At 74.6% G+C, this 24,263-nt stretch carries 24 protein-coding genes; 17 read left to right on the top strand and 7 right to left on the bottom strand.

Going from position 1 to position 24,263, the window contains the following annotated elements; translation table 11 throughout:
- Positions 1-145: 145 nt before the first annotated feature.
- Positions 146-1,492, top strand: coding sequence for a class I adenylate-forming enzyme family protein (locus ACFYM6_RS19245; protein WP_387277196.1), 1,347 nt, complete (start codon positions 146-148; stop codon positions 1,490-1,492).
- 8 nt (positions 1,493-1,500) lie between these two features.
- Here the strand turns inward: ACFYM6_RS19245 and ACFYM6_RS19240 are convergent, their stop codons facing one another.
- Positions 1,501-2,109, bottom strand: coding sequence for a 4'-phosphopantetheinyl transferase family protein (locus ACFYM6_RS19240; RefSeq protein WP_387277194.1), 609 nt, complete (start codon positions 2,107-2,109; stop codon positions 1,501-1,503).
- A gap of 17 nt (positions 2,110-2,126) precedes the next feature.
- On the opposite strand from ACFYM6_RS19240, the gene ACFYM6_RS19235 reads away from it, so the two are divergent.
- The 11 genes from ACFYM6_RS19235 (at position 2,127) to ACFYM6_RS19185 (ending at position 12,552) form a co-directional block, all read left to right on the top strand.
- A complete protein-coding gene (locus ACFYM6_RS19235; protein ID WP_073836266.1) occupies positions 2,127-2,393 on the top strand; it encodes a phosphopantetheine-binding protein in 267 nt (88 codons plus the stop codon).
- Complete coding sequence (locus tag ACFYM6_RS19230) at positions 2,393-2,638, top strand: hypothetical protein (RefSeq protein WP_073836267.1); 246 nt, start codon at positions 2,393-2,395, stop codon at positions 2,636-2,638. The genes ACFYM6_RS19235 and ACFYM6_RS19230 overlap by 1 nt, the downstream gene beginning before the upstream one ends.
- Positions 2,631-3,725 carry a beta-ketoacyl-[acyl-carrier-protein] synthase family protein gene (locus ACFYM6_RS19225; protein ID WP_387277191.1) on the top strand — a complete coding sequence of 365 codons (1,095 nt, stop codon included), beginning with the start codon at positions 2,631-2,633 and terminating at the stop codon, positions 3,723-3,725. Before ACFYM6_RS19230 ends, ACFYM6_RS19225 begins: the two co-directional genes overlap by 8 nt.
- Positions 3,722-4,225 (top strand): beta-ketoacyl synthase chain length factor, encoded by a 504-nt coding sequence (locus tag ACFYM6_RS19220; protein ID WP_387277189.1) that lies wholly within the window; start codon positions 3,722-3,724, stop codon positions 4,223-4,225. Before ACFYM6_RS19225 ends, ACFYM6_RS19220 begins: the two co-directional genes overlap by 4 nt.
- Entirely contained in the window at positions 4,222-5,892 is a 1,671-nt protein-coding gene (locus ACFYM6_RS19215; RefSeq protein ID WP_387277187.1) for a class I adenylate-forming enzyme family protein, read from the top strand. Before ACFYM6_RS19220 ends, ACFYM6_RS19215 begins: the two co-directional genes overlap by 4 nt.
- Positions 5,889-7,166, top strand: coding sequence for a beta-ketoacyl-[acyl-carrier-protein] synthase family protein (locus tag ACFYM6_RS19210; protein ID WP_387277185.1), 1,278 nt, complete (start codon positions 5,889-5,891; stop codon positions 7,164-7,166). The genes ACFYM6_RS19215 and ACFYM6_RS19210 overlap by 4 nt, the downstream gene beginning before the upstream one ends.
- A gap of 70 nt (positions 7,167-7,236) precedes the next feature.
- Positions 7,237-8,343 carry a 4-hydroxyphenylpyruvate dioxygenase gene (gene hppD, locus ACFYM6_RS19205; RefSeq protein WP_387277183.1) on the top strand — a complete coding sequence of 369 codons (1,107 nt, stop codon included), beginning with the start codon at positions 7,237-7,239 and terminating at the stop codon, positions 8,341-8,343.
- Positions 8,340-9,263, top strand: a complete 924-nt coding sequence (locus ACFYM6_RS19200) for a phytanoyl-CoA dioxygenase family protein (RefSeq protein ID WP_387277181.1) — start codon at positions 8,340-8,342, stop codon at positions 9,261-9,263. Before hppD ends, ACFYM6_RS19200 begins: the two co-directional genes overlap by 4 nt.
- Entirely contained in the window at positions 9,260-10,228 is a 969-nt protein-coding gene (locus tag ACFYM6_RS19195; RefSeq protein WP_073836274.1) for a thiamine pyrophosphate-dependent dehydrogenase E1 component subunit alpha, read from the top strand. Before ACFYM6_RS19200 ends, ACFYM6_RS19195 begins: the two co-directional genes overlap by 4 nt.
- Positions 10,228-11,193, top strand: coding sequence for an alpha-ketoacid dehydrogenase subunit beta (locus tag ACFYM6_RS19190; RefSeq protein WP_387277178.1), 966 nt, complete (start codon positions 10,228-10,230; stop codon positions 11,191-11,193). Before ACFYM6_RS19195 ends, ACFYM6_RS19190 begins: the two co-directional genes overlap by 1 nt.
- 3 nt (positions 11,194-11,196) lie before the next feature.
- Complete coding sequence (locus ACFYM6_RS19185; protein WP_387277176.1) at positions 11,197-12,552, top strand: hypothetical protein; 1,356 nt, start codon at positions 11,197-11,199, stop codon at positions 12,550-12,552.
- A 245-nt stretch (positions 12,553-12,797) separates the two neighbouring features.
- Here the strand turns inward: ACFYM6_RS19185 and ACFYM6_RS19180 are convergent, their stop codons facing one another.
- On the bottom strand, positions 12,798-13,517 hold the full coding sequence (locus ACFYM6_RS19180) for an SGNH/GDSL hydrolase family protein (protein WP_387277174.1): 720 nt from the start codon (positions 13,515-13,517) through the stop codon (positions 12,798-12,800).
- Between the two features lie 83 nt (positions 13,518-13,600).
- On the opposite strand from ACFYM6_RS19180, the gene ACFYM6_RS19175 reads away from it, so the two are divergent.
- The gene (locus tag ACFYM6_RS19175) at positions 13,601-14,098 is read left to right on the top strand and encodes a dethiobiotin synthetase (protein WP_387277172.1); all 498 of its coding nucleotides are present in this window, start codon (positions 13,601-13,603) and stop codon (positions 14,096-14,098) included.
- A 6-nt stretch (positions 14,099-14,104) separates the two neighbouring features.
- Here the strand turns inward: ACFYM6_RS19175 and ACFYM6_RS19170 are convergent, their stop codons facing one another.
- The 3 genes from ACFYM6_RS19170 to ACFYM6_RS19160 are packed head-to-tail and all read right to left on the bottom strand — an operon-like array spanning position 14,105 to position 16,550.
- Positions 14,105-14,788, bottom strand: a complete 684-nt coding sequence (locus ACFYM6_RS19170) for an HAD family hydrolase (protein ID WP_387277170.1) — start codon at positions 14,786-14,788, stop codon at positions 14,105-14,107.
- Positions 14,785-15,177, bottom strand: a complete 393-nt coding sequence (locus ACFYM6_RS19165) for an MmcQ/YjbR family DNA-binding protein (protein ID WP_387277168.1) — start codon at positions 15,175-15,177, stop codon at positions 14,785-14,787. The genes ACFYM6_RS19170 and ACFYM6_RS19165 overlap by 4 nt, the downstream gene beginning before the upstream one ends.
- A gap of 17 nt (positions 15,178-15,194) precedes the next feature.
- Positions 15,195-16,550: a BTAD domain-containing putative transcriptional regulator gene (locus ACFYM6_RS19160; RefSeq protein WP_387277166.1), complete on the bottom strand. Its 1,356-nt coding sequence runs from the start codon at positions 16,548-16,550 to the stop codon at positions 15,195-15,197.
- A 253-nt stretch (positions 16,551-16,803) separates the two neighbouring features.
- Between ACFYM6_RS19160 and ACFYM6_RS19155 the strand changes: the two genes are divergently transcribed.
- Entirely contained in the window at positions 16,804-17,331 is a 528-nt protein-coding gene (locus ACFYM6_RS19155) for a hypothetical protein (RefSeq protein WP_387277165.1), read from the top strand.
- Between the two features lie 19 nt (positions 17,332-17,350).
- Here the strand turns inward: ACFYM6_RS19155 and ACFYM6_RS19150 are convergent, their stop codons facing one another.
- Both ACFYM6_RS19150 and ACFYM6_RS19145 read right to left on the bottom strand, forming a co-directional pair.
- Positions 17,351-18,574, bottom strand: a complete 1,224-nt coding sequence (locus ACFYM6_RS19150) for an MFS transporter (protein ID WP_387277163.1) — start codon at positions 18,572-18,574, stop codon at positions 17,351-17,353.
- Positions 18,571-20,190: a class I adenylate-forming enzyme family protein gene (locus ACFYM6_RS19145; protein ID WP_387277161.1), complete on the bottom strand. Its 1,620-nt coding sequence runs from the start codon at positions 20,188-20,190 to the stop codon at positions 18,571-18,573. The genes ACFYM6_RS19150 and ACFYM6_RS19145 overlap by 4 nt, the downstream gene beginning before the upstream one ends.
- Positions 20,191-20,424: 234 nt before the next feature.
- Between ACFYM6_RS19145 and ACFYM6_RS19140 the strand changes: the two genes are divergently transcribed.
- From ACFYM6_RS19140 to ACFYM6_RS19130, 3 genes are all read left to right on the top strand, one after another.
- Complete coding sequence (locus tag ACFYM6_RS19140; protein WP_387277159.1) at positions 20,425-21,735, top strand: SGNH/GDSL hydrolase family protein; 1,311 nt, start codon at positions 20,425-20,427, stop codon at positions 21,733-21,735.
- Positions 21,736-21,966: 231 nt separating this feature from the next.
- Positions 21,967-23,184: a cytochrome P450 gene (locus ACFYM6_RS19135; protein WP_387277157.1), complete on the top strand. Its 1,218-nt coding sequence runs from the start codon at positions 21,967-21,969 to the stop codon at positions 23,182-23,184.
- Positions 23,185-23,193: 9 nt separating this feature from the next.
- On the top strand, positions 23,194-24,174 hold the full coding sequence (locus tag ACFYM6_RS19130) for an alpha/beta hydrolase (RefSeq protein ID WP_387277155.1): 981 nt from the start codon (positions 23,194-23,196) through the stop codon (positions 24,172-24,174).
- Positions 24,175-24,263 lie beyond the last annotated feature (89 nt).

Here is a 24,263-nt window from a genome sequence, read left to right as displayed (position 1 = left end):
GTCTCGAAGGGCTGCCGTAGGGTCTCGTCAGCACCCCGGGTAACGCACCTGTTGGGCGTATTTCGGCCACTTTGAGGCTGGGCGGTGGACGGTCGTGACTGTGCATCCTGTAGCGGAAGATCCTGTGGCGGCAGAGGCGAGCTGGGTGGACGACATCCTGTTCACCGGGCGTCCCACCGACGTCTGCCTTCGCCTGCCCGAACCGGTCGACAAGGGCACCCTGCGCCGCCTGGTGGGCGAGGCGCAGGCCCGGCTGGCCGAGGCCGGGCTGCGTCCCGGCGGCGCCGCCGCGCTGCGGCTGCCGCCGTCGCTGGCGTACGTGGTGAACCTGCTCGCCACCTGGCGCAGCGGCGCCCAGGCCGTGCTGCTGGACCACCGGCTCACCGACCACGAGGTCGACCGGGCGCTGCGCCGGCTCACCCCCCAGGTGGTGGTGGCCCCGGTGCGGACCGGCGGGGGAGCGCTGCGGATCTTCGTCGACGTCACCGAGGGGATCACGGCCTACTCCGACCGCTCGGCCGGCAGCCCGCACGCGGTGATCCAGCTCAGCTCCGGATCCACCGGGCCGTCGAAGGTGATCGGCCGCACCGCCGAGGACCTGGTCGGCGAGGTGCACCGCTACACGCGCATCGACGGGGTGGCGCTGCCCGGCGAGCGGATCATCCTGCTGCCGTCCATGGTGCACGTGCTCGGCCTGGTCGGCGGGCTGCTCTACGGGCTGCACGCCGGCGTCGAACTGGTGCCGCCGGAACGGCTCACCGGCGACGCGATCCTCGCCGCCGTCGCCGCCCAGGACACCCCGGCCACCGTGCTCGGCGTGCCGTTCCACATCGGGCTGCTCGCCTCCACCACCCCGCCGGGACCGCTGCCCCAGCTCAAGCGGATGACCACCGGCGGCGAGCTGGTCCCGGCCGCCGTCGCCTGCGCCTTCACCGACCGCTACGGCGTCCCGCTGGGCAACATGTACGGGATGACCGAGGTCGGCGTCATCGGCACCGACCTGTACGGGGCGAACCGCCCCGCCATCGCCCCCGTTCCCGGCATGCGCGTGCGGGAGTCCGGCGGCGAGCTGTGGGTGAGCTGCCCGGCGTCCCCGTACGTCGGGCTCGCCGACCCGACCCGGTGGGCCGACGGCTGGCTGCACACCCGCGACGCCGGCACCGTCGACCCGGAGACCGGGCTGGTCACGGTGCAGGGCCGGCTCGACTCGCAGGTGTCGGTGGGCGGCATGAAGGTCGACCTGACCGAGGTGGAGGCCACCGTCGCCGAGCTGCCCGGGGTGGGCGCCGCGGTGGTGGTCTGGGACGGCGGCATCACCGCGTACGTCCAGCCGGACGGGCCGCTGTCCGCGGAGACGCTGGACAAGCTGCTCGCCGAACGCCTCGCCGGCTACAAGCGGCCGCGGACCCTGCACCTGCTCGACCAGTTGCCGCGCACCACCACCGGCAAGCTGGTCCGGTCGACGGCGGCGCTGCGGGACGCGGCGTCATGACCGGCCCGCTACGCGAGCACGACGTCGACCTCCCCGGCCGCCCCGCCGACCGCCACCGCGAGCACCAGGCCGTCCCCGGCCGCCGGGTGGCCCACCCGTACGCCGGGACAGGCGGGCACCGGGCGCAGCAGGTCGCCGGGACCGTCTGGCACCGGCATCCGCCGGCGCAGCCCGCCGTCGCGCAGCCCGGTGCCGAGCGCCTTGCCGACCGCCTCCTTCGCCGTCCACAGGCGCAGGAAGTCCAGGTCCCGGCCGGCCTCGTCCCGCGCCCGCAGCCAGGCCGCCTCCCCCGGGTCGTACCAGCGGCCCGCGAGGGGGGCGGCGGGCAGTGGCCGGCGCCGCTCGACGTCCACCCCGACCGGCCCGCCCGCCCGGGCGGCCACCACGACCAGCCCGTCGACATGGCTCACGCTCACCGGCAGCGTCCGCCCGTCGCCGGCGTACACCTCGGGCCGCCCGCCGGGCGCCCGCCGTACCCCGATCTCCGTCCCGGACCGGCCGAGCAGCGCGCCACCCGCGCGCCGCAGCAGCCGCCGCGTCAGCTCCCGCTGGTCGCCGGCGGTGCGGCCGAGCCACACGTACACGGTGTCCCGACCGGGCACCGGTAGCTGCCTCACGGAAAGAGGTTAACGCCATGCGCGACGAGGTCCGCACCTTCGTCATCGAGCAGCTCGCCGACATGAACTACGACGTCGAGGACGTCGACGACGACACCACCCTGGGCCCCTCCGGGGTCGACCTCGAGTCGCTGGCCCTGGCCGACCTGGCCGTGCGGGTCGAGGACCGGTACGGCCTGAAGTTCGCCGACGACGAGTCCGAGCAGCTGGCCCTGATGACGGTCGGCGAGTTCACCACGATGGTCGCCGACCGGGTGGCCGGCGCGACGAGCGACCGCTCCTGATGGCCGGTCAGCCCGACCTGGGGCGAGCTGACCTGGTGAGCATGCTCGCCGAACTGACCGCGAAACCCGTCGACCAGGTGCCGGACCGGATCGGCTCGATGGAGCTGGCCTGGCTGGTGCACCTCGTCGAGCAACGCTACGACCGCCGGATGGAGCTCAGCGACGACCAGCTCGCCGGCATCCGCACCGTCGACGACGCGCTGGCGGTGTTCCACACCTCGCTGACCGCGCCCGCAGATGGCTGAGCGGCAGCACCTGAGGATCACCGGCGTCCACGCGCTCAGCGCCCTCGGCAGGGGCGCCGACGCGCTGCTCGCCGGGGTGCTCACCGGCACCCCGGCGTTCGCGCCGGTCCGCAGGTTCGACACCACCGGCCGCCGGGTCACCGTGGCGGCCACCCTGCCCGAGGTCGGCCCGCTGGCCGTCGAGCTGACCGACGCGATCGACGCCGCCTGCCGGGCGGCCAAGCTGGCCCGGACGCACCGGTCCGCGGCGGCGCTGTTCCTGGCCGTCCACGGTGGACCCGAGGTGCCCGCGCTCGCCGCCGACCTGGCCCGGCGCTGCGGGCTGGCGGAGCGGACCCGGGTCTACACCACCGCCTGCGTGTCGGCGAGCACCGCGGTGGCCGACGCGGCGACCCTGATCGGCCGGGGCGACCTGGACCGCGTCGTCGTCGCGGCCGGCTACCTGGTCGAGCCGGACCAGTACGCGCTCTTCGACGCCGGCCGGGCGTTCGCCGCCGACGGGGCGGTCCGACCGTTCAGCGCCGGCCGGCAGGGGCTGCTGCTCGGCGACGGGGTGGCCGCCGTGGTGCTGGAGTCACCCACCGCCGCCGCCCGCCGGGGCGCACCCACCCTCGCCACCGTGCCCGGCTGGGGCCGGGCCGGGGACGCGTACCACCCCTGCCAGCCCGACCCGCAGGGGAGCGGGCTGGCCCGGGCGGTCGCCGCGGCGGTGCGCCGGGGCGGGCTGCCGGCCGAGGCGCTCGGCTACGTCAACGCCAACGCCACCGGCACCCCGTACAGCGACGCCGCCGAGGCGGCGGCGCTGCGCCGGGTGTTCGGCGACCGGGCCGGCCGGATCCCGGTCAGCTCCACCAAGTCCGTCCACGGGCACGCCCTCGAAGCGTCCGGGCTGCTCGAACTGGTGGTCACCGTGCTGGCGCTGCGGCACGGCAAGCTGCCGGTCAACGCCGGGTTCCTCGGCCCGGACGACACCTGCCCGCTGGACGTGATCACCGACGCGCCCCGCCCGGCGGTCACCGACTACGCGCTGACCCTCAACGCGGCCTTCGGCGGCGCCAACACGGCCCTGCTGGTCGGTGCGCCGTGAGCGGGCTGCGGGTCCTCGCCGAGGCGCGCTGGCCGGAACCCGGCGACGGGGCGCCGCCCCCGGTGCCCGGGTTCGTGCACTCGGCGTTCCCGCCGCTGGTGGCCGCGGTCGCCGACCGCTGCCTGACCCGCCGGCACGGCGCGCGTCCCGCACCGGCCGGCACCCGCACGGCGGTCGTGCTGGTCAGCGCCAGCGGCGACCGCGCCAGCGCGGAGCACGTCCGGGCCACGGTCGCCGCCGGCGGCCGGATCGGGCCGCTGTTCTTCTTCCAGTCGGTGCCGAACAGCGTGGCCGGGCACGTCGCGGCGCGCTGGGGACTGGACGGCCCGGTGGTCTGCCTGAGCCCGACCGGGGAGCCGCGGGCCGACGGCACGGCCGAGGCGGAACTGCTGCTGTACGACGGCGACGCCGACGAGGCGTTGCTGGTCCTGATCGAACAGGCGCCGGACGGGACGCCGGGCGAGGCGACCGCGGTGCTGCTGGGGGAAGGAACGCCATGAGGAGCAAGGGACTACGCGGCGCGCTGGCCGCCGACACGGCGCTCGGCGCGGGCAACGTGCTCGCCCGGGTGCTGGCCCACGGCGCCGACCCGGACGGCCCGGGGCTCACCTTCGACACCCCCGTCGACGGTCACCCGGCCGAGCACCCGCTGACCCTCGGCCAACTCGCCGAGCGGGTCGCCGCCCGGGCCGCCTGGCTGCACGAACGCGGAGTGCGGCGGCGGGACCCGGTCGCCGTGTGGGCCGGGACCGCCGCCGACATGGTGCTGTCGTTCCTGGCGTTGACCCGGCTCGGCGCGATCCCCGCGCTGATGAACGGCAAGCTGCGGCCGGAGATCGCCGCCGAGTACATCCGCCGGCTGCGGGCCGCCGGGGTGCTCGCCGACGCCGCCCACGCCGCGGCCCTGCACGGGCACGACCTCGGTGCCCCGCTGCTCGGCGAGCCCGCCGAGGCGGGCGCCGGCGACCCGGCCGCCGCTCCGGCCCACCACCGGCATCACCCGGACGACCCGGTCGTCATCACCCACACCTCCGGCACCACCGGCGTGCCGAAGGCCGTGCTGCACTCGCACGCCAGCCTGTTCGCCGCCACCCGGCACCTGCTGTCCATGCCGCAGGCGCAGGGCACCGGGCGGATCCTCAACGCGCTGCCCGCCCCGCACACCGCGACGGTGCTGATGGTCAACCAGGCGCTCGGCAACCGGGCGGAGATGTACCTGCTGTCCGAGCAGGGCGGCGAGCGGGTGCTCGACGCGATCCAGCGGTGGCGGCCGGACGGGGTCTTCGGGTTCTCCGTCACCTGGGCGGAACTGGCCCGCTTCGACCTGTCCGGCTACGACCTCGACTCGGTGCGGCTGTGGTTCAACACCGGCGACTGCTCGCACGAGCCGCACGTGCGGCGGCTGGTCGAGGTCGGCTCGCGGGACGTGGTGACCCGGGAGGGCGTGACCCGGGCACCGGGGTCGGTTTTCATCGACGGGCTGGGCTCCAGCGAGATGGGGCACTCGATGTTCCACATCACCCACACCGTCGACACCGACCGGTACGGTCGCTGCGTCGGCCGCCCGTACCGGTTCGCCAAGGTCGCCGTCCTCGACGACGACGGCGACGAACTGCCCCCGGGGCAGGTCGGCTGGCTCGGCATCGACTCGCCGTCGCTGTTCCGCGGCTACTGGAACGACTCGGTCACCACCTACCGGTCCCGGCTGCGCGGCTGGTACCTCACCGGTGACCTGGTCCACGCCGACGACGAGGGGCGCTACTACCACCTGGACCGGGCCGTCGACTCGGTCGACGCCGGCGACGGGAAGCGCTTCTTCACCGCGCTGTCCGAGGAGCGGATCCTCGCCGCCTGCGCCGACGTCACCGACTGCACGGTGGTGATCGTCAAGGAGGGCGACCGGGCCGGCCGACCGCTGCGGCTCGACTCGTCCGACGCCGCGCCGCGACCCGGAGCGGTCGTCACCGATGTGCTCCTGGAACTGGCCGCCGGGGCCGACCCGGCGGAGGACCGCACCGAGCGGATCCGCGCCGCGCTCGGCCCGGACCTGGCCGCCACCCTGCGCCGGGTGGTGCCGGTCCGCTCCGACGACATCCCGGTCACCGTGACCGGCAAGGTCCGCAAGGTGGCGCTGCGCGAGCGCTACCTGACCGAGTCGGCGTCATGACCGCCGTCATCACCGGCATGGGGCTGTTCACCCCGGCCGGCCGGGGCGTCGAGGAGACCTTCGACGCGCTCACCACCGGCCGGTCCGGGCTGCGCCGCCCGCCCGAGGGGCACCCGGCCCGGGACTGCCTGGAGGTGGCCGGGGTGCTGCCGGAGGTGGACCCGCGCAGCGTCGCCTCCGGGCCGGAGACGAAGGTGCTCGACCGGGTCGTGCTGCTCGCCCTGATCACCGCCGCCGAGGCGCTCGCCGACGCCGGCATCGAGGTGGGGCGGGACGTCGACCCGGACCGGATCGGGGTGATCGTCGGCGGGGTCGGCGGCATGTCCACGCTGGAGAGCCAGGTGCTCGCCCGGGCCGCCCGGGGCCGGGCCGCGGTCAGCCCGTACCTGCTGACCGGGATCCTGCCGAACATGCCGTCGGCCCGGATCGCCATCGCGCACGGCATCCGGGGCTACAGCTCGGCGGTCGGCACCGCCTGCGCGTCCGGCGCCCAGGCGGTCGCCGACGCGGTCCGGCTCATCCGCGCCGGCGAGGCCGACGTGGTGCTCTGCGGGGCGAGCGAGGCACCGCTGTTCCCGACCTTCGCCGACACCTTCGGCAACGCCCGCGCGCTGGCCCGCGGCTGGGACGAGCCGACCGAGGCCAGCCGCCCGTTCGACAAGCGGCGCAACGGGTTCGTCCTCGCCGAGGGAGCGGCGCTGCTGGTGCTGGAACGCGCCGAGCACGCCGCCGCCCGGGGCGTCACCGGCTACGCCGAGGTCGCCGGGTACGGGGTGAACAGCGACGCGTACCACCCGACCGCGCCCCGGCCGGACGGCGCCGGGGCGGCCGACTGCATGCGCCGCGCCCTGGCCGGCGGGGGCGCCGAGCCGGGCCAGGTCGGCTACGTCAACGCGCACGGCACCGGCACGAAGCTCGGCGACATCGCCGAGACCACCGCGCTGGCCGAGGTGTTCGGCGTCGGCGGGGTGCCGGTCAGCTCCACCAAGGCGCTCACCGGGCACCTGCTGGGCGCCTCCGGGGTGCTGGAGGCCGCGGCGACCGCGCTGGCGCTCGGCCGCGGGCTGCTGCCGCCCACCTACCACCTCGACGACCCGGACCCGGACTGCGCGGCGGACCACATCCGCACGGCGCCCCGGGCCACCCGGGCCGAGTACGCACTGACCAACTCGTTCGGGTTCGGCGGCCAGAACGTCAGCCTGCTGCTCCGCCGCGCCGTGCCGGCGCGGCGGGCCGCCGGCGCCGCGACGCCGGCCGCCGGGGCGGGGAGGTGATCCGACGTTCCACCCGGGCGGCGCAGGCCCGGGACGGCAGTCACGGGGGGACATCGGGAAAGGCTGACAGATGGACATCAACGGAATAGACCACATCGAACTGTACGTGGGGGACGCCCGGCAGGCCGCCTTCTACTTCGGCACCGCAGTCGGGTTCCGGCTGCGCGGCCAGGGCGGCCCGGAGACCGGGCTGGCCGACCAGCGCTCGCTGCTGCTGGCGCAGGCCGACATCCGGATGCTGCTCACCTCCGGGCTGACCGCCGAGCACCCGGCGTCGGCGTACGTGCAGCGGCACGGCGACGGCATCGCGGTGGTGGCCCTCGAGGTCGACGACGCCGCCGGGGCGTACGCGGAGCTGGTGGGCCGGGGGGCCGCCGGGGTGACCCCGCCGCGGACCTTCACCGGCGCGGACGCCGAGGTGGTGACCGCGGAGGTGGGCGGCTTCGGCGACGTGGTGCACCGCCTGGTCGAGCGGCGCGGCGACCGCACGGAGTTCCTGCCGGGGGCGGTCGAGTCGCTGCCGGCCGGCGACGACGACAAGCTGCTCGCCGCGATCGACCACCTGGCGGTCTGCGTGCCGCCCGGCCAGCTCGACGGGATCGTCGCGCACTACGAGCGGGTGTTCGGCTTCACGCAGATCTTCGAGGAGCACATCGAGGTCGCCGGGCAGGCGATGAACTCCAAGGTCGTGCAGAGCCCGTCCGAGCGGGTCACGGTCGTGCTGCTGGAGCCGGACACCAGCCGCCGGCCCGGGCAGATCGAGGACTTCCTGCGCTGGCACGCCGGCGCGGGGGTGCAGCACCTCGGGCTGCGCACCGACGACATCGTCACCGCGGTCGGCGCCCTCGCCGAGCGGGGGGTGCGCTTCGCCGGCACCCCCGCCGCCTACTACGACGACCTGGAGCGGCGCGTCGGGCCGGTCGACGCGCCGCTGGACCGGCTGCGCGACCTGAGCATCCTGGTCGACTCCGACCACGGCGGCCAGCTCCTGCAGATCTTCACCGAGTCGATGCACGTGCGCCGCACCCTCTTCCTCGAACTCATCGAGCGGCGCGGGGCGCGCACCTTCGGCAGCGGCAACATCAAGGCGCTCTACGAGGCCAAGGAACGGGAACTGGCCGCGGCGGGGGCGAGTGCCGCCGCCGCAGCCGCCACCGCGGGAGGGGTTGGGGCATGACCACCACACATCCGGTGCTGACCGCCGAGGAGCAGGCGCTGCTGCCGTCCGACGAGGACGTGCGCCACTACGCCGAACACGGCTGGTACCTGTCGAAGAAGCTGTTCACCGACGACGAGGTGGACGAGCTGCTCGCGGCGACCGACCGCTACTACGCCGGGGAACGCGACCGGCGGCTGCCCGTGCGGCCGCCGAAGCTGGCGTACTGGGAGCCGGCGTTGGGGGACGTGCAGCGGCACAACGACTACGTGCACTACGAGCACGACGTCATCGGCCGGATCCTGCGCAAGCCGTTGATCGGGGCGGTGGCCGCCCGGCTGGCCGGGGTCGAGGAGATCCGCGTCTTCCAGTCCACGCTGATCTACAAGCCGCCGATCTCCGGCGAGCCGTCCAACATCGTGCCCTGGCACTTCGACAAGCACTACTGGGCGGCCCTGTCGTCGGAGCGGATGCTCACCGCGTTCATCCCCTTCCACGACTGCGGGGAGGAGATGGGCACCATCACCATGGTCGACGGGTCGCACCGCTGGCAGGAGATCGGCGCCGACGACACCGTGGTCCGGCACTTCGCCGACCGGAACCGCGACCAGCTCGAGGTGATGCTCGCCGAGAACGCCGCGCACAACCACGCGGAGATCCGCAAGATCCCCATGGTCATCCCCAAGGGGCACATGAGCTTCCACCACTGCCGGATCTACCACGGCAGCGGCCCGAACGTCAGCGGCCGGCCCCGCCGGGCGATCTCGCTGCACCTGCAGGACGGCGGCAACGCCTGGCGGGAGTATCCGCTCTCCGACGGCACGCTCGCCGGGTACAACCACGACGTGCTGGTCCGCCGCACCCCCGACGGCCGGCCGGACTACGCGGACCCCGAATTCTGCCCGGTCATCTGGGGCGACCGCGCCCAGCAGCCGACGTGACCCACGACCCGGTCCGGCTCTACCGGACGGTACGGCTGATCCGCCGCTTCGAGGAGCGGGCCATCGAACTGGTCCGCGCCGGGGAGATCGTCGGCGGCATCCACCCGTACCTCGGGCAGGAGGGGATCGCCGCCGGGGTCTGCGCCGCGCTGCGCGACGACGACCTGGTGACCGGCACCCATCGTGGGCACGGGCACGTGCTCGCGAAGGGCGCCGACCCGGCCCGGATGCTCGCCGAGCTCTGCGGCCGGGTCACCGGCCTCAACCGGGGCCGGGGCGGGTCGATGCACGCCGCCGACTTCGGCGTCGGGGTGCTCGGCGCCAACGCCATCGTCGGGGCCGCCGGCGCGATCCTCACCGGGGCCGTGTGGGCGCGCCGGCGGCGCGGCGACGACATCGTGGGGGCGACCTTCTTCGGCGACGGCGCGGTCAACGAGGGGATGCTGCTGGAGGCGTTCAACCTGGCCGCGCTCTGGCGGGTGCCGGTGCTGTTCGTCTGCGAGAACAACGGATACGCCACCACCATGCCCGTCGCGGGCGCGGTCGCCGGCACCATCGGCGGCCGCGCGGCGGCGTTCGGCATGCCGGCGACCGTCGTGGACGGGCAGGACCCCGAGGAGGTACGCGACGCCACCGCCGCCGCCGTCACCCGGATGCGCGCCGGCGGCGGCCCGGAACTGGTGGAGGCGCACACCTACCGGTTCGACGCCCACCACACCTTCGAGCATGTGGTACGCCTCGACTACCGCCCGCCAGCCGAGGTGGCCCGGGGCCGCGCCCGCGACCCGGTCGCGATCCAGGGCGCGCGGCTGCCACGGTCGGTTCGGGACGCCGTCGACGCCGAGGTCGAGGCGACCCTGGCGGCGGCCGTCGAGTACGCCCTGGCCAGCCCGGCCCCGGACCCGGCCGGGGCGTTGGAGCACCTGTACGCCAGCGGGCTGACCGCCCGGACCGGAGGTGGCTGATGCCCCGGCTGTCCTACCGCAGGGCGCTCACCCGCGCGCTCGCCGACGAGATGACCCGCGACGAGTCTGTCTTCCTGCTCGGCGAGGACATCCGGGTGGCCGCCGCGAACGTCACCTCCGGGCTGCTCAAACGGTTCGGGCCGGAGCGGGTCGTCGACACCCCGCTGTCCGAGCAGGCGTTCACCAGCTTCGCCACCGGCGCCGCGCTGGCCGGGCTGCGGCCGGTGATCGAGTTCCAGATCCCGTCGCTGCTCTTCCTGGTCTTCGAGCAGATCGTCAACCACGCCCACAAGTTCCCGCTGATGACCGGCGGGCAGTGTGCCGTGCCGGTCACCTACCTGGTGCCCGGTTCCGGCTCCCGGACCGGCTGGGCCGGGCAGCACTCCGACCACCCGTACAGTCTCTTCGCCCACGTCGGGGTGACCACCGTGGTGCCGGCCACCCCGGCCGACGCGTACGGGCTGCTGGTGTCGGCGATCCGCTGCGACGACCCGGTGGTGGTGTTCGCCCCCGCCGGGGCGATGGACCTCCGGGCCGACGTGACCGACCCGGCCCCGGTGCCGCTCGGCCGGGGCGTGGTCCGCCGGGCCGGCACCGACGTCACCGTGGTCGCGGTCGGGCACCTGGTGCACGACGCGCTGGCCGTCGCCGGCGACCTCGCCGACCAGGTGTCGGTGGAGGTCTTCGACCCCCGGACGCTGTACCCGTTCGACTGGGACGGGCTGGTCGAGTCGGTGTCCCGAACCGGGCGCCTCGTGGTGGTGGACGACTCCAACCGGTCCTGCGGCATCGCCGGCGAGATCATCGCCACCGTGGTCGAACGGGTCCGGCTGCTCGCGCCGCCCCGCCGGGTCACCCGCCCGGACGGCGCCGTGCTGCCCTTCGCGCCCGCCCTGGACCGGGCCGTGCAGCCCGGCCGCGACCAGCTCACCGCCGCCATCCAACTCACCGTGAAGGACGGTTGACCGATGGACCCGAACTACCCGTGGCCGCCCGCCGAGCAGGCGTGGACCGACCTTCCCGAGTCGACCCGCAGGGCGATGGTGGCCGCCGGCGCCGCCGAATGGGAGCGGATCTACCACGGCCGGGCGACGTACAACAAGCAGTGGCGGCTGGCCCGGCCACCGGTGCTCACCGCCGACGCGTTCCGCGAGCTGAACGAGGTCTGCGACCGGATCGCCCAGCTCATCCTGGAGGCGTGCCAGCGGCGCGCCCGCACCGCCGGCGAGCTGCGCCGGCTGCTCGACGTGCCGGCGGGGGAGACCAAGCTGCTCGACGAGGACGAGCCGCTGCACGAGGGGCTGCTCGCCGCGTACCGGCCGGACGTGCTGCTCTCCGGCGGGGTGCCGTGCATCGTGGAGTACAACATCGACAGCAGCCTCGGCGGCGGCTTCGACGCGGACACCGTGATCTACCGGTACGCCGACCTCTACCGCCAGCACGGCCTGCTCGACGGGCTGCCGGCCCGCCCGGCGCCGTCCCTGCTGGACCAGCGGTTCGTGGCGATCCGGGACACCCTCGGGCTGGCCGAGGGGGCCCGGGTGGCGCTGCTGATGGACTTCGACGCCGAGTACCCGGGGCTGAACGACCCGGAGACGTTCATCCGGATCCTCTCCCCGCTCGCCGACCAGGCCGAGCGGTTCGGCATCGACCTGGTCATCGCCCCGGTCTCCACCGCCACCCTGGACGAGGAGCAGCGCCTCGTCGTCAGCGGTGGCCCGGTGGACGCGCTGTTCCGGCTGTTCGTGCCGAACCGGGTCACCCCCAGCGCCGGCCTGGACGCGGTCGCCGGGGCCCTCGCGGCCGGCACCCTGCCGATGTTCGTCAGCACCGCCGCCTGGCTGCTCAGCAACAAGCTGAACTACGCCTGGCTCTGGACCGACCTGGCGTTGCTGTCGGCGGCCGACCAGGCGCTGATCCGCCGGTACGTCCCGCACACCGTGGCGCTCACCGCCGACCAGTTGGACCGCGCCCTGGCCGAGCAGGCCGACCTGGTGGCGAAGCCGGCCGGCGGCTCGGCCGGGCACGGGGTGCTGATCGGCCGGGAGATGAGCGCGGTGGCCTGGGAGGACGGCGTCCGCGCCGCGATCGACGCGGGCGGCAACATCCTGCAGCGCTACCACGAGGCCGACCGGGTGGCGATGGACTTCGTGCAGATCGAGACCGGGGAGACGGTCAGCGCCGAGGTGCCCTACAGCCTTGCCCCGTACCTGTTCGGCCGGACCGGCTCCGGTGCCCTGGCCCGGGTCGGCTACCCCGGCTGCGAGCCGGTGCTCAACCTGGCCCGCGGCGTCCTCATGACCGGCATCCTCCTCACCGACTGAGCCCGCTCCCCACCCGCCCACCTGCGTTGATCAAGAGGTTTGCGTCGTCCGGAGCCCGGCTCCCGACGCGAACTTCTTGATCAACACGGGGTCAGGGGTGGCGCCAGCGGGTGAGGAGGGCGGCGCAGTAGGCATCGACGGCCATCGGGGGCACCGGGCGGCGGCTGCGGTGGACGGCGGACACCGCCTTCGCCACCGTGGGGTCCCAGCGACGGAGTGGCAACCAGCCGGCGACGTTTGTGCCATCACCGGCGTTCGATCTGTGTTCCGTCGGACACGTGGCGTGGCGACGTGGTCAGGTGGGCGGCCAGCACGCGGAGGGTCTCGGCGGTGGCGATGGCGTCGCTGCGGGCGCTGCCGTGCCGGCCGTCGCCGCTGTACAGCGACGGGTCGGCGACGGCCGGATGGTCGGTGAGGTGCACGTGCAGGGTGCCGAGCCGCTCGGCCAGCCGACCGGTGTGGGTCGACAGTTGCCGCATCCGCTCCCGCAGGTCCGCTCGCAGCGCCTCGGGGACGGCGGGGCTGTGCGAGACGTCGAACATGCCGACCGTGATCACGCTCGCCCCGGCGCCCTGGAGGGTGGTGATCATCACGGACAGCTCGGCGTCGACCGCGTCCGGGTCGTACCCGGGCCGGAAGGCGTCGTTGCCGCCGCACACCACCAGCGCCAGGTCCGGGCCGAACGCCAGCGCCGACGCCAGCTGGGCCGCCCGCACCTCGTGCGCGCGCAGCCCACGCCGCCCCAGGTTGCGGTAGGCCAGTCCGGGCTGGACCGCGCGCAGCTCGGCGGCGATCCGGTCGGCCCACTGCAGGTCGGAGTAGCCGTCGACCGGCTCGCACAGCCCCTCGGCCACACTGTCGCCCAGCACCACGAACCGCCGCCACGGATGCCCCCGCAGCAGCTCGGCGGCCTCGCCCGGCCGGAGGCACCACGGATCCGTCGCTTCGGTCAACGTCGATCCCACAACCGCACGCTAACCCACCCGCCCTCGATGCGTCGATCATGAGGTTGGCGGCCCTTCACCCGGCGTGTCGCGCCGCTAACCCCATGACCAACCGCCGCAATGGAGGGATGCGGGTGCAGGTGGCGGTGTGTGGGCCGGCGAAGGCGTCGCCGGGCGAGGAGGCGTGGGCGCGGCGGGTGGGGGAGCTGCTCGCGCAGCACGGGGCCGTCGTGCTCTGTGGCGGAGGCGGCGGGGTGATGGCCGCCGTCGCCGCCGGCGCCCGGGCCAACGGGGGCCTGGTGATCGGGGTACGCCCCGACGACGGCACCGACCCGGGTGAGGCCGACGTGTCGGCGGCGGTGGTGACCAACATGGGGCAGGCCCGCAACGCGATCCTGGTGTGGAGCGCCGACGCGGTGGTTACCGTCGGCGGGTCGTGGGGGACGCTCAGTGAGGTGGCCCTGGCGATGCGGCGCGGCGTACCGGTGGCCGTGCTCGGTGGCTGGCGGGTCCTCGACCCGGCCGGCGACCCGCTGCCCGGCCCGCAGCACGTCGACACGCCGGACGAGGCGGTCGACATCGCGCTGCGCCGGCCGGGCTGACCGCGCTCAGCCGAGCAGCGACAGCAGCTCCTCGGGCCGGCCGGCGGCCAGGTCCGCCGGCTCCGCGGCGTCGTACTGGTGGCCCCAGCCGGCAGCCACCGCGACGGCGCCGCTGCTCCGGGCGGCCCGCAGGTCGAGCGGCGAATCACCCACGTACGCGGCGCGGCGGGGATCCAGCCCCAGCAGCCGGCAGGCCAGCCGGACGCCGTCCGGGTGCGGCTTGGGCCGCGCGACCTCGTCCCCGCCGAGGACCACCCGGAAGTGTCCGCGCAGCCCGGCCCGGTCGAGCAGGATCTCGGCGGCCCGGTGACTGGCCCCGGTGAAGAGACCGACCGGCACCCGGCTGGCGACGTCGGCGAGCACGTCCGCCACGCCGGGATAGACGGTGACCTGCCCGGCGAGCGTGGCCAGGTGAGCGTGGTAGGCGGCGAGGTCCGCCTCGGTGGCCGGGCGCCGGAGCAGGTGGGACAGCAGCGCGGCCGGTGGGCCGAGCGGGTACCCGGCGATGATCTCGGCGTCGGAGAGCGCCGGCCCGCCGCCGTCCACGATGGCGGCCCGGTACGCCGCCGGCACCACCGCGTGCGACTCGATCAGCGTGCCGTCCATGTCGAAGACAATCCCGTCCACCTGGCCGCGGGCCTGCGCCACTGCAGGGATCCGGATCGCGTCCGGCCGACGGGGGGAACTCACCGCGCCTCCGACCGGTACGCCGCGGCGAGCCGCTTCGGGGCGCGGGCGTACCATGCCTCGGTGATCAGCTCGGTCAGCTCCTCGACGCCGATCCGGTCCAGGCGGACCAGCACGGCCGGGTAACCGTCGAAGTGCGGTGTGGTGAAGTAGACCTCGGGGTCGTCGGCGAGCAGCGCCTCCTTCACACCCAGGTCGGGCACGCGGGCCCCGAGGACCGGGCCGTCCGGTGCGGCGTCGCCCAGCGCCTCCCGGTCGCCGCGGCGCAGTGGCCGATCCCAGACGAAGGCCTTGTCCCGGACCCGCCACGCGGGCAGGTTGTCGTAGGAGCCGCGCTCGGTGGTCTCGGGCAGGGCGAGCGCGATCCGGCGTACGTCGTCCCAGGTCGCCATGGGCCGACTTTAGTGGCTCAAGCGATGTGACACAGGGCCCCCGCGCCCGACCGGCCGCACGTGCCGAGGCTGCACCAGCGCCGCAGCCCGCTGTCGTCGAGGAACAGCCAGCCGCACGCCGGATCGGGGCAGGTCCGGATGGTGAGCCGGCGCGGGTCGGCGAGGAGTTCCGCAGCGCTCCAGGCGACCGCGTGCACCGGAAGCCGCAGCCCGGCCCGCAGGTCCGCCCACCACCGGCCGCGGCCGTCAACGCCGCGTCGGAACACCTGCACCTGCGCGGCCGCCTCGGCGTGGCGGGCCACCGCGTCGAAGGCGCGGTGGTCGTCCGGGACGGTGAGGCAGGCGTACAACCGGGTGCGCAACGCCCGAGCCTCGTCGAGCACGGCGCTTGCCTCGCGGGGATCACGCCGGGCCAGTTCGATGAGCCGGGTCACCGCGACGTCGTCGACCAGCCCGACGTGACCGGTCCACACCGCCAGGGTGCGGTAGCCGCGCAGCCACTCGGCGCCGGGCGGCGGCGCCGAGTGCTGCCAGCCGGCGAAGGTGTTGCAGAAGTCGAGCGCCGGGTGCCCGCCGACGCTCCACGGCAGGGTCTCGCCGCGCACCCGTACTTCGTACAGCCGGCGGCCCGGGCGGTCGAGCCGGTGGTCCGCGCGGAGGATCCGCCGGTGCACCTCGCGCAGCCTCGTCCCGGGATCGACGCCGAGGTTCTCCACCAGAGCATGCCGGGTGGTCTGGTAGAGGGTAAGCGCCTCGGCCTGCCGGCCACCCTGGTACAGCGCGGTCATCAGGGTGGCGACGAGCTGTTCCCGGGTCGGGTGCCGGGCGACCAGCGGGGCCAGCTCGGCGGCCACCCGAGCGTGCTGGCCGAGCGCGAGCTGGGCCTCGGCCCTCAGTTCGACGTCGGTGAGGCGGAGCTCCTCCAGCGGCCCGTGCAGCCGCTCGCGCAGTTCCTCGTCGGCGATGTCGGCGAGCAGCGGGCCGCGCCAGAGGGCCAGCGCCCGATCGAGCAGCGACAGCCGCTCGGCCGGGTCGGTGGCGTCGCCGGCCCGGTAGCTGAGGCGGCTGAACTCGTCGATGTCGATCTGATATCCGTCGGCCTCCACCAGGTAGCCGTCGCGCCGGCTGCCGATCGTGACCCGGTACGGCACCAGGGTGGCGCGGAGCCGCCCGACGTACGTGTGCACTACGCCTCGGGCCGAGGCCGGCGGCTGGCCGTTCCAGAGCAGGTCGATGAGCCGGTCGGTGCGGACCAGGCGACCCGGGTCGAGCAGCAGGAGGGCGAGGAGGCAGCGCTCCTGCCGCCGGTTGCTGAGCGCGACCGGTTGGCCGTCCTGGTACGCCTCGAACGGGCCGAGCAGTCGGAACTCCATGTCAGGTTGACCGCCTGGCACCCGCCTCAGGTTGTCGTCTCCAGCGAGCGGGTGCGCGGGCCGGTGGGCTGGCCGGCGGACCCGTTGATCCACTCAGGTCGCGCAAACGGCGGTATCCGACGCTCGCTGACACCGCCACATCCCGCAAACGGAGTTCGATCGTGGCGCGCGGGTGACGGACCGCGTGGTGAGGATCTGGTGAGCGGCGTTGGCGAGCCTGGGTCCTGATCGTGCGTCAATGAATGGAGTGATCATGCGTCGGATGTGCAACCTCGGGGCCGCCCTCGTCGTGGGAGCCCTGGTGGCCACGGTGTCCACCACTCCGGCGGTGGCGGCCGGGGACGGGGCCGGGCACGGGTGGGTGCCGGCTCCGCAGCAGCCGTTCGACCAGCCTGCCGGCGCCCGGTGCGACTTCCCGATCCACGTCGAGGCCGTGATGGACGAGGTCCGCAAGAAGGTGCTGGCCGAGTTCCCGGACGGGTCGCCGCGCCGGGAGATGTACCAGGGGGCCCTGCTGACCAAGGTGACGAACACCGCGACCGGGGTCAGCACCCTGGTGGACGCGGGCGGCATGGCGATGGTCGAGTACGCCACGGACGGCTCGATGACCTGGTACGTGACCGGGCCGGTGCTGTTCGGTTTCGGCGAGAACGGAGGCAACCTCCCGCGCGGCGCCTGGCTCATCGACGGGCAGTTCGTCGTCGAGTTCTCCCCGACGAACCATAAGACCCTCACCATGGTGCACGGCACGACCCACAACGTCTGCATGGACCTGGACTGACTGTGGGGCGGCCCCGGGCTCAGGCCGAGGTGGACATCGCCGGCTTCGCCGCCGGGCGGTCGGCGCGGGGCCGGAGCAGCAGCAGCGGTCCCACGGTCAGCGCCAGACAGGCCACCGCCATCACCAGCAGCGCCGGGGCCAACCCGAGGGCCGCCACCGACCAGCCGCCGAGCAGCGCCCCCACCGGCAGGCCCAGGAAGGCCACCGACCCGGAGATGCCCAGCACCCGGGTCTGCAGCGGCGCCGGCACCCGCTCGTACAGGGCCGCGCCGAGCAGCGGGTTCACCGCCGCGATCGCCACCCCGGACAGGAACGTCACGGTGAGCACCACCACCAGTTCGTCGCTGAGGGCGAGCGCCAGCAGCCGGGGCGCGCCGCTGAGCGCCAGCCCCAGCGCGAAGGTCGACCGGCGGGGCAACCGCGTCCCGGCCAGCGTGAACAGCAGGTTACCCAGCAGCGCCCCGCCCGAGAACACGCCGAGCACCAGGCCGAAGCCGGCCGGGTCGCCGAGCACCCGGTCCACCCAGAGCGGGATCCACACCGCGACGCTGGCGTTGGCGAACATGTTCGACGCCGAGACCACCACCAGCATGGTCAGCAGCGCCCGGTCGGTACGCAGGTAGCCGAAGCCGCCGCGCAGCGCCCGCAGGTAGCTCTCCCGGGGCGCCGGCTCCGCCGGGGCGGGCGGCCGGACCAGCACCCCGATGAGCAGCGCGCAGACCGCGAAGGTGGCCGCGTCGATCCAGATCGCCCGGGTCACTCCCACCCAGTCGATCAGCAGCCCGCCGAGCACCGCCCCGAACAGCGTCATGCCCCGGGCCAGGCCGTCGTAGGCGGAGGTGAGCCGGATCAGCGGCACACCGGCCCGCTCGGCGGCGGGCTTGAACAGCACGTGCTTGACCCGGTCGCCGATGCCGCGCAGCCCACCGGCCACCGCGACCAGCGCCAGCAGCGCCCCGAACCCCAGCCAGGGAGCCAGCGCCACCACCACCATCGCCGCCGCGCTGGCGGCGTCGACCGTGACGGCGGTACGCCGCACCCCGAACCGGTCCGCCCACGGGGTCGCGAGGGCGCTGGAGAGCATGTACGGCAGGGTCTCCGCCGCCGCGACCAGGCCCATCCGGGTCGGGCTGCCGGTGGTCTCCAGCACCAGCCAGGGGATGGCCACCACCGAGATCCGGGTGCCCAGGTTGGACAGCAGGTCCGCGCCGACCAGGGTGTACAGCTCCCGGCGCGGGGTCACGCCGGGCTGCCGATCACCGTGCCCACCGCGTCCGTATCGGTCGGATGGGCGGCGGCGTACCGGGCGCGCAGGGCCCGCTTGTCCACCTTGGCGGAGCGGTTCAGCGGCAGCGCGTCGACGAACTCCACCGCGCCGGGCGCCCAGGTCTCGCTCAGCTCCCGGGTGACCAGCGCGATCAGGTCGTCTCCGGTCACCGTCGCCCCCGGCGCGGGCACCACGTACGCGTACGGCAGCTCACCGGCCACCGGGTCCGGTACGCCGATGACGGCGGCGGCGCGTACCTCGGGGTGGGCGGCGAGCACGTCCTCGATCGGGCGGGAGTAGATCGGCCAGCTCCGCTGCCGGGTGAGGATCCGGTCCTGGAGCCGGTCGACCAGGTAGAGGTAGCCGTCGGTGTCGAGGTGGCCGATGTCGCGGGTCCGTACCCAGCCGTCGACCAGCGTCTCGGCGGTCAGTTCGGGCTGGCCGTGGTAGCCAGCGAAACTGAGCTTGGTGCGTACCCACACCTCGCCGTCCTCGCCGGGCGGCAGCACCCGGCCGTCGGAGTCCCGGATCTCCACCGCCACGTCCCCGTACGGCCGGCCGCAGGAGCGCAGCCGCTCCGGGTGCTCCGGGTCGTCGGTCAGCCCGGGCAGGGCGCAGATCACCACGGCCTCGCTCAGCCCGTACACGATGCGCAGGCACGGGCCGAAGCGCGCGATCGCCTGGCGCAGCCGGGCCGGCGCGGCGGGCCCGGCGCCCACGTTGAACATGAACATGGCGGAGAAGTCGGCGCCGTCCAGCGCCGGATGGTCGAGCACCTCGTAGAGCATCGGCGGGGTGACGAAGGTGGAGGTGAGCCGCTCGGCGTCCACGGTCCGGATGAACACCTCCGGGTCCCACCGCTCGCGCAGGAACAGCACCCCGCCGGTGAACAGGTTGAACAGCGTGGTGATCTGGCCGCTGGCCAGCCACATCGGCGAGTGCGACAGGTGCCGCAGCAGCGGGAGGCCGGCCGCCCGGAAGTCGGCGGCCAGGGCGAGGACCTGCCGGTAGAAGTTCTCCCGGTGGTGCACCAGCTTCGGCGTGCCGGTGGTGCCGCTGGTCTGCAGGAACGACTCCGGCGCGGGCACCGTGGCGGGCAGTTCCACCGGTTCGCCGCCGGCGGTGAGGTCCGGCCCGGCGCCGTCCGGCCCGAGGCAGAGCACCGGTACGCCGGCCAGCCCGGCGGCGATCTCCGCGCCGGCCGGGTCGCGGGGGTCGTGGACGAAGGCGTCGGGGCGGGCCAGCGCGACGAACTCGTCGACCTCCCGCCGGGATGTCACCGGGGCGATCCACATGCTCCGACAGCCGAGCAGGTGCAGGGCCAGTTGCAGCAGCGGGCCCTCCACCGGGTTGCCGAGCATCACGAGCACCGCGTCGCCGGGGCGTACGCCGTGCCGCAGCAGCGCGCCGGCCAGGCCGCGCACCTCGGCGGCGACCTCGGGGTAGGTCAGCCTGGCGACCACTCCGGCTCGGCGCGTCTGTCGCCGCGCGCGACCCGGAGCAGTCGAGCTCCCCCCGACGAGCGCCTCCCGGTCGCCGAATCGGGCGAACAGCTCCAGTGCCTCGTGCACGTAGTTCGGCTGATCAGTCATCGCAGCGCCCCCAGGTGACAGGGTCGGCGACCGCACCGCCGCCGGGTTCGAGCCTAGGCACGCCGGGTCGGGACAGGACAGAGCCGAACGGCGTCGGCCGGCACCCGGGGGACATTCGATCATGTCGATCAGGTTGATTGACGCTCGTCATCATCGGCGGCTAGTTTCCGGTCCATCGCCCGGGTCGTGTCGCCGACTCGTGCCACGCCCGGGGCTGCCAACGATGGAGGATCCATGCCGACCCCGAAGAGATGGCACGTCATAGCTTTCGCCGCAACGATGCTGATTGCCGGCACTCCGGCCGTCACCGCGAGCGCCGGCCCCGCCGACAACGACGGCGCCCGGCCGGGGCGCACCGAGTGGGCGGGCAGCTGGGCCGCCGCGGTGACCCGCGGCAACACCGTCGGCCTGACCAACACCGGCCTGAACAACCAGAGCATCCGGATGACCTTGCAGACCACCGTCGGTGGTGACCGGCTCCGGGTCCGGCTGACCAACCTCTACGGCGAGCAGGCCGTGCAGGTCGGGCACGCCACCGTCGCCCGACCGGACACCACCACCCCCGACGACCTGTCCGACATCGACCCGGCCAGCGTCCACCCGCTGACCTTCGACGGCGCCGCGTCGGCCACCATCCACAAGGGTGCCGAGCTGCTCAGCGACCCGCTGGCCTTCCCGGTGAAGGAGCAGGAGGACCTGGTCGTCACCGTCTACTTCCCGGTGCTCACCGGCCCGGTCACCTTCCACGGGCAGTCCCGGGTCACCAACTTCATCGGCGCCGGCGACCTCACCACCGCGGCCGGCGGCTCCGGCTTCACCATCCGGCCCAACTGCTGCTGGATGTTCCTGTCCGGCATCGACGTGGAACGCCTGCTCAGCCCCGGCGCGGTGGTCGTGCTCGGCGACTCCATCGGCGACGGCAACGGCAGCACGGTCAACGCCGACCGGCGCTGGCCGGACCTGCTCGCCAAGCGGCTCATCGACGGCCGCCCCGAGGTACGCACCCCGGGCGTGCTCAACCTGAGCCTGTCCGGCAACCGGCTCAACCACGAGGGCACCGAGCCCGGCGCGGGCGGCTTCCCCGGCTACTACGAGCTCGGCCCGAACGCGCTGGCCCGGCTCAACGAGGACGTCTTCCCGCAGACCGGGGTGCGGACCCTGATCACCCACCTGGGCATCAACGACATCTGGATGAACGGCGACAGCGCGGAGGGCATCATCGCCTCCCTGCGGCAGATCAACCGGCAGGCCCAGGCCCGCGGCCTGACCAGCCTGGTCGGCACCATCACGCCGTACGAGGGCAACGGCGGCCCCGGGGTGTGGACGCCGGAGAAGGAGGCCACCCGGCAGGCGGTGAACAGCTGGCTGCGCGGCACGGGCGCGACCGAGTTCGACGGGGTGCTCGACTTCGACGCGGTGCTGCGCGACCCGGAGCACCCCGCGCGGCTGCTGCCGGCGTACGACGCCGGGGACCACATCCACCCGAACGACACCGGGGCCCAGGCGATGGCGGACGCCGTACCGCTGCGGCTGCTCGGGCTGTGACACCGGCGGGGGGGGGGGGGGGGGGGCGCCCCCCCCCCCCCCCCCCCCCCGGGGGGGGGCGGGGGGGGGGGGGGGCGGCGGGGCTCGCGGGGGGGGCCCCACACCCCCCCCCCCCCCCCGGGGCCCGGGGCGGGGGGCCCCCCCGGCCCGGGGGGGGGGGGGGGGGGGTCCCGGGGGGGGGGGGGGGGGGGCACCCCCCCCCCCCCCCGCCGCCGATCCTGGGGAGGAACGATGGACGTCGACGAGATCCTGACCGGCCTGTACAGCGAGCCGGGCCGGCAGGACCCCTATCCGTGGTACGCGGCCCTGCACGAGCACGGGCCGATCAGCGCCATCCCGACCCGTGCCGAGCACAGCACCGTCACCGCCGTCGCCGGCGGGTACGACCTGGTCGACCAGGTGCTGCGCGACCCCGAGTGGTACAAGGGCAGCCCGCCCGGCTGGCAGGAGCAGGAGATCCTGCGTACCTTCCTCACCTCGATGATGTTCATCAACCCGCCGGACCACACCCGGATGCGGGCCGTCTTCGCGAAGACGTTCACCCCGCGCCGGCTGGGCGCGCTGGAGCCGGTGATCGTCCGGGTCGTCGAGGAGCGGCTGGACCGGCTGGCCGAGGCCGGCGCCGACGGGGGCGAGGTCGACTTCGTCGCCGACTTCGCGTACCCGGTTCCGGCGCTGGTGATGGCCGAGTTCATCGGCCTGCCCGAGGCCGACCTGGCCTGGTACCGGCAGCGGGTCGACTGGATCGACGAGTACATGGACGTCGCCGGCAAGACCCCGGAACGGCTGGCCCGGGCCAACCAGGCCGCCGACGAGCTGCGCGCGTACTACCGGGACCTGATCGCCCACCGGCGCCGGCAGCCCGGCGAGGACCTGATCAGCGGGCTGGTCGAGGTGCTGGACGCGGGCGGGGTCGAGCTGACCGAGGAAGAGCTGATCAGCAACCTGATCGTGCTGTTCAACGCCAGCTTCGTCACCACCGTCTACATGTTCAGCAACGGCCTGCCGCTGCTGCTGGGCCACCCCGACGTGGTCGCCGCGCTGCCCGGCGACGACGCGCTGGCCCGGGGCTGCGTGGACGAGGTCCTGCGGATGGAGAGCCCGGTGCACTTCCTGGCCCGCTCCGCGCCGCGCGACAGTGAGCTGGGCGGCGTACCGGTCGAGCGGGACGAGAACGTGCTGCTGCTGATCGCCGCGGCCAACCGCGACCCGTCCCGCTTCCCCGACCCGGACCGCTTCGACCCGCATCGCGCCGGCCCGCCGTCGCTCGCCTTCGGGGTGGGACTGCACTTCTGCCTCGGCTCGGCGGTGTCCAGGCTGGAGGGGCGGCTCGCCCTGCCCCGGCTCTTCGCCCGCTTCCCCCGTCTGACGATCACCCAGCCCTTCACGTACAGCGGCAGCCTGTTCCTGCGCGGCATCGACAAGCTCTTCGTCACCACCGGCAACTAGGAGGACGTGATGGCGCTCGATCCGCAGGTGGTCGCGTACCGGGCCGAACGGGCGGCCGCCGGCACCGCACCGCTCTACACGCAGACCCTGGCCGAGGCCCGCGCGGCCGACCTCGCCGCGATCCGCGCCGGCGCCGGCGCGGTCGAGCCGGTCCACGAGGTACGCGACACCCACCTCCCCGGCCCGGACGGGCCGCTCCCGGTGCGCATCCACCGGCCGGCCGGTGACGGCCCGCTGCCCACGCTGGTCTACTTCTTCGGCGGTGGCTGGACGCTCGGCAGCGTGGACACCGCCGACGGGATCTGCCGCCGGCTGGCCAACGCCACGCCCTGCCAGACGGTGACCGTCGGCTACCGGCTGGCCCCCGAGCACCGGTTCCCGGCCGCCGTGGAGGACTGCTACGCGGCGCTGCGCCGGCTGGCCGGGCACGCCGACGAGTACCGGGTCGACCCGGACCGGCTCGCGGTGGGCGGGGACAGCGCAGGCGGCAACCTCGCCGCCGCGGTCACCCTGCTGGCCCGCGCGGACGGCGGCCCCCGGCTCGCCGCCCAGCTGCTGGTCTACCCGAACACCGACCAGCGGCCCGGCGCCGGGCCGGCCGGCGACGAGGACGCGCTGCTGTTCAACCGGCACTCGGTCGACTGGTACCGGCGGCACTACCTGGCCGACCCGGCCGACGCGGCCCACCCGCTCGCCTCGCCGCTGCTCGCCGAGGACCTGTCCGGCCTGCCTCCGGCGTTGGTGATCACCGCGGAACACGACCCGCTGTGCGACGAGGGGGAGCGGTACGCCGGGCGGCTGCGGGACGCTGGCGTGCCCACCGACCTGACCCGCTACCACGGCATGATCCACGGATTCTTCGCCATGCCCGGCGTGTTCGACGCGGGTCGCCGGGCGCAGGAGCAGGCGGCCGCCTTCCTGCGGGACCGCTTCGGGCTGGGGGTCGCGTCGGCGGCCGGGTCGGTGGCGGGTGGGCCGGACCGTGGCTGAGCCGACCGACGAGCTGGTATTCGGATGCCGGCCGGCGCCGGCTGGACCGGCCGCCGGCGCCTCGACCGCTGCCGGGTTCGTCCCGCCGG

Origin of the sequence: Micromonospora sp. NPDC006431 (assembly GCF_042870725.1) — a bacterium.
Lineage (GTDB): Bacteria > Actinomycetota > Actinomycetes > Mycobacteriales > Micromonosporaceae > Micromonospora.
The sequence above is the reverse complement of the archived record's forward strand: the minus strand, read 5'-3'. Positions and strand labels throughout refer to the sequence as shown.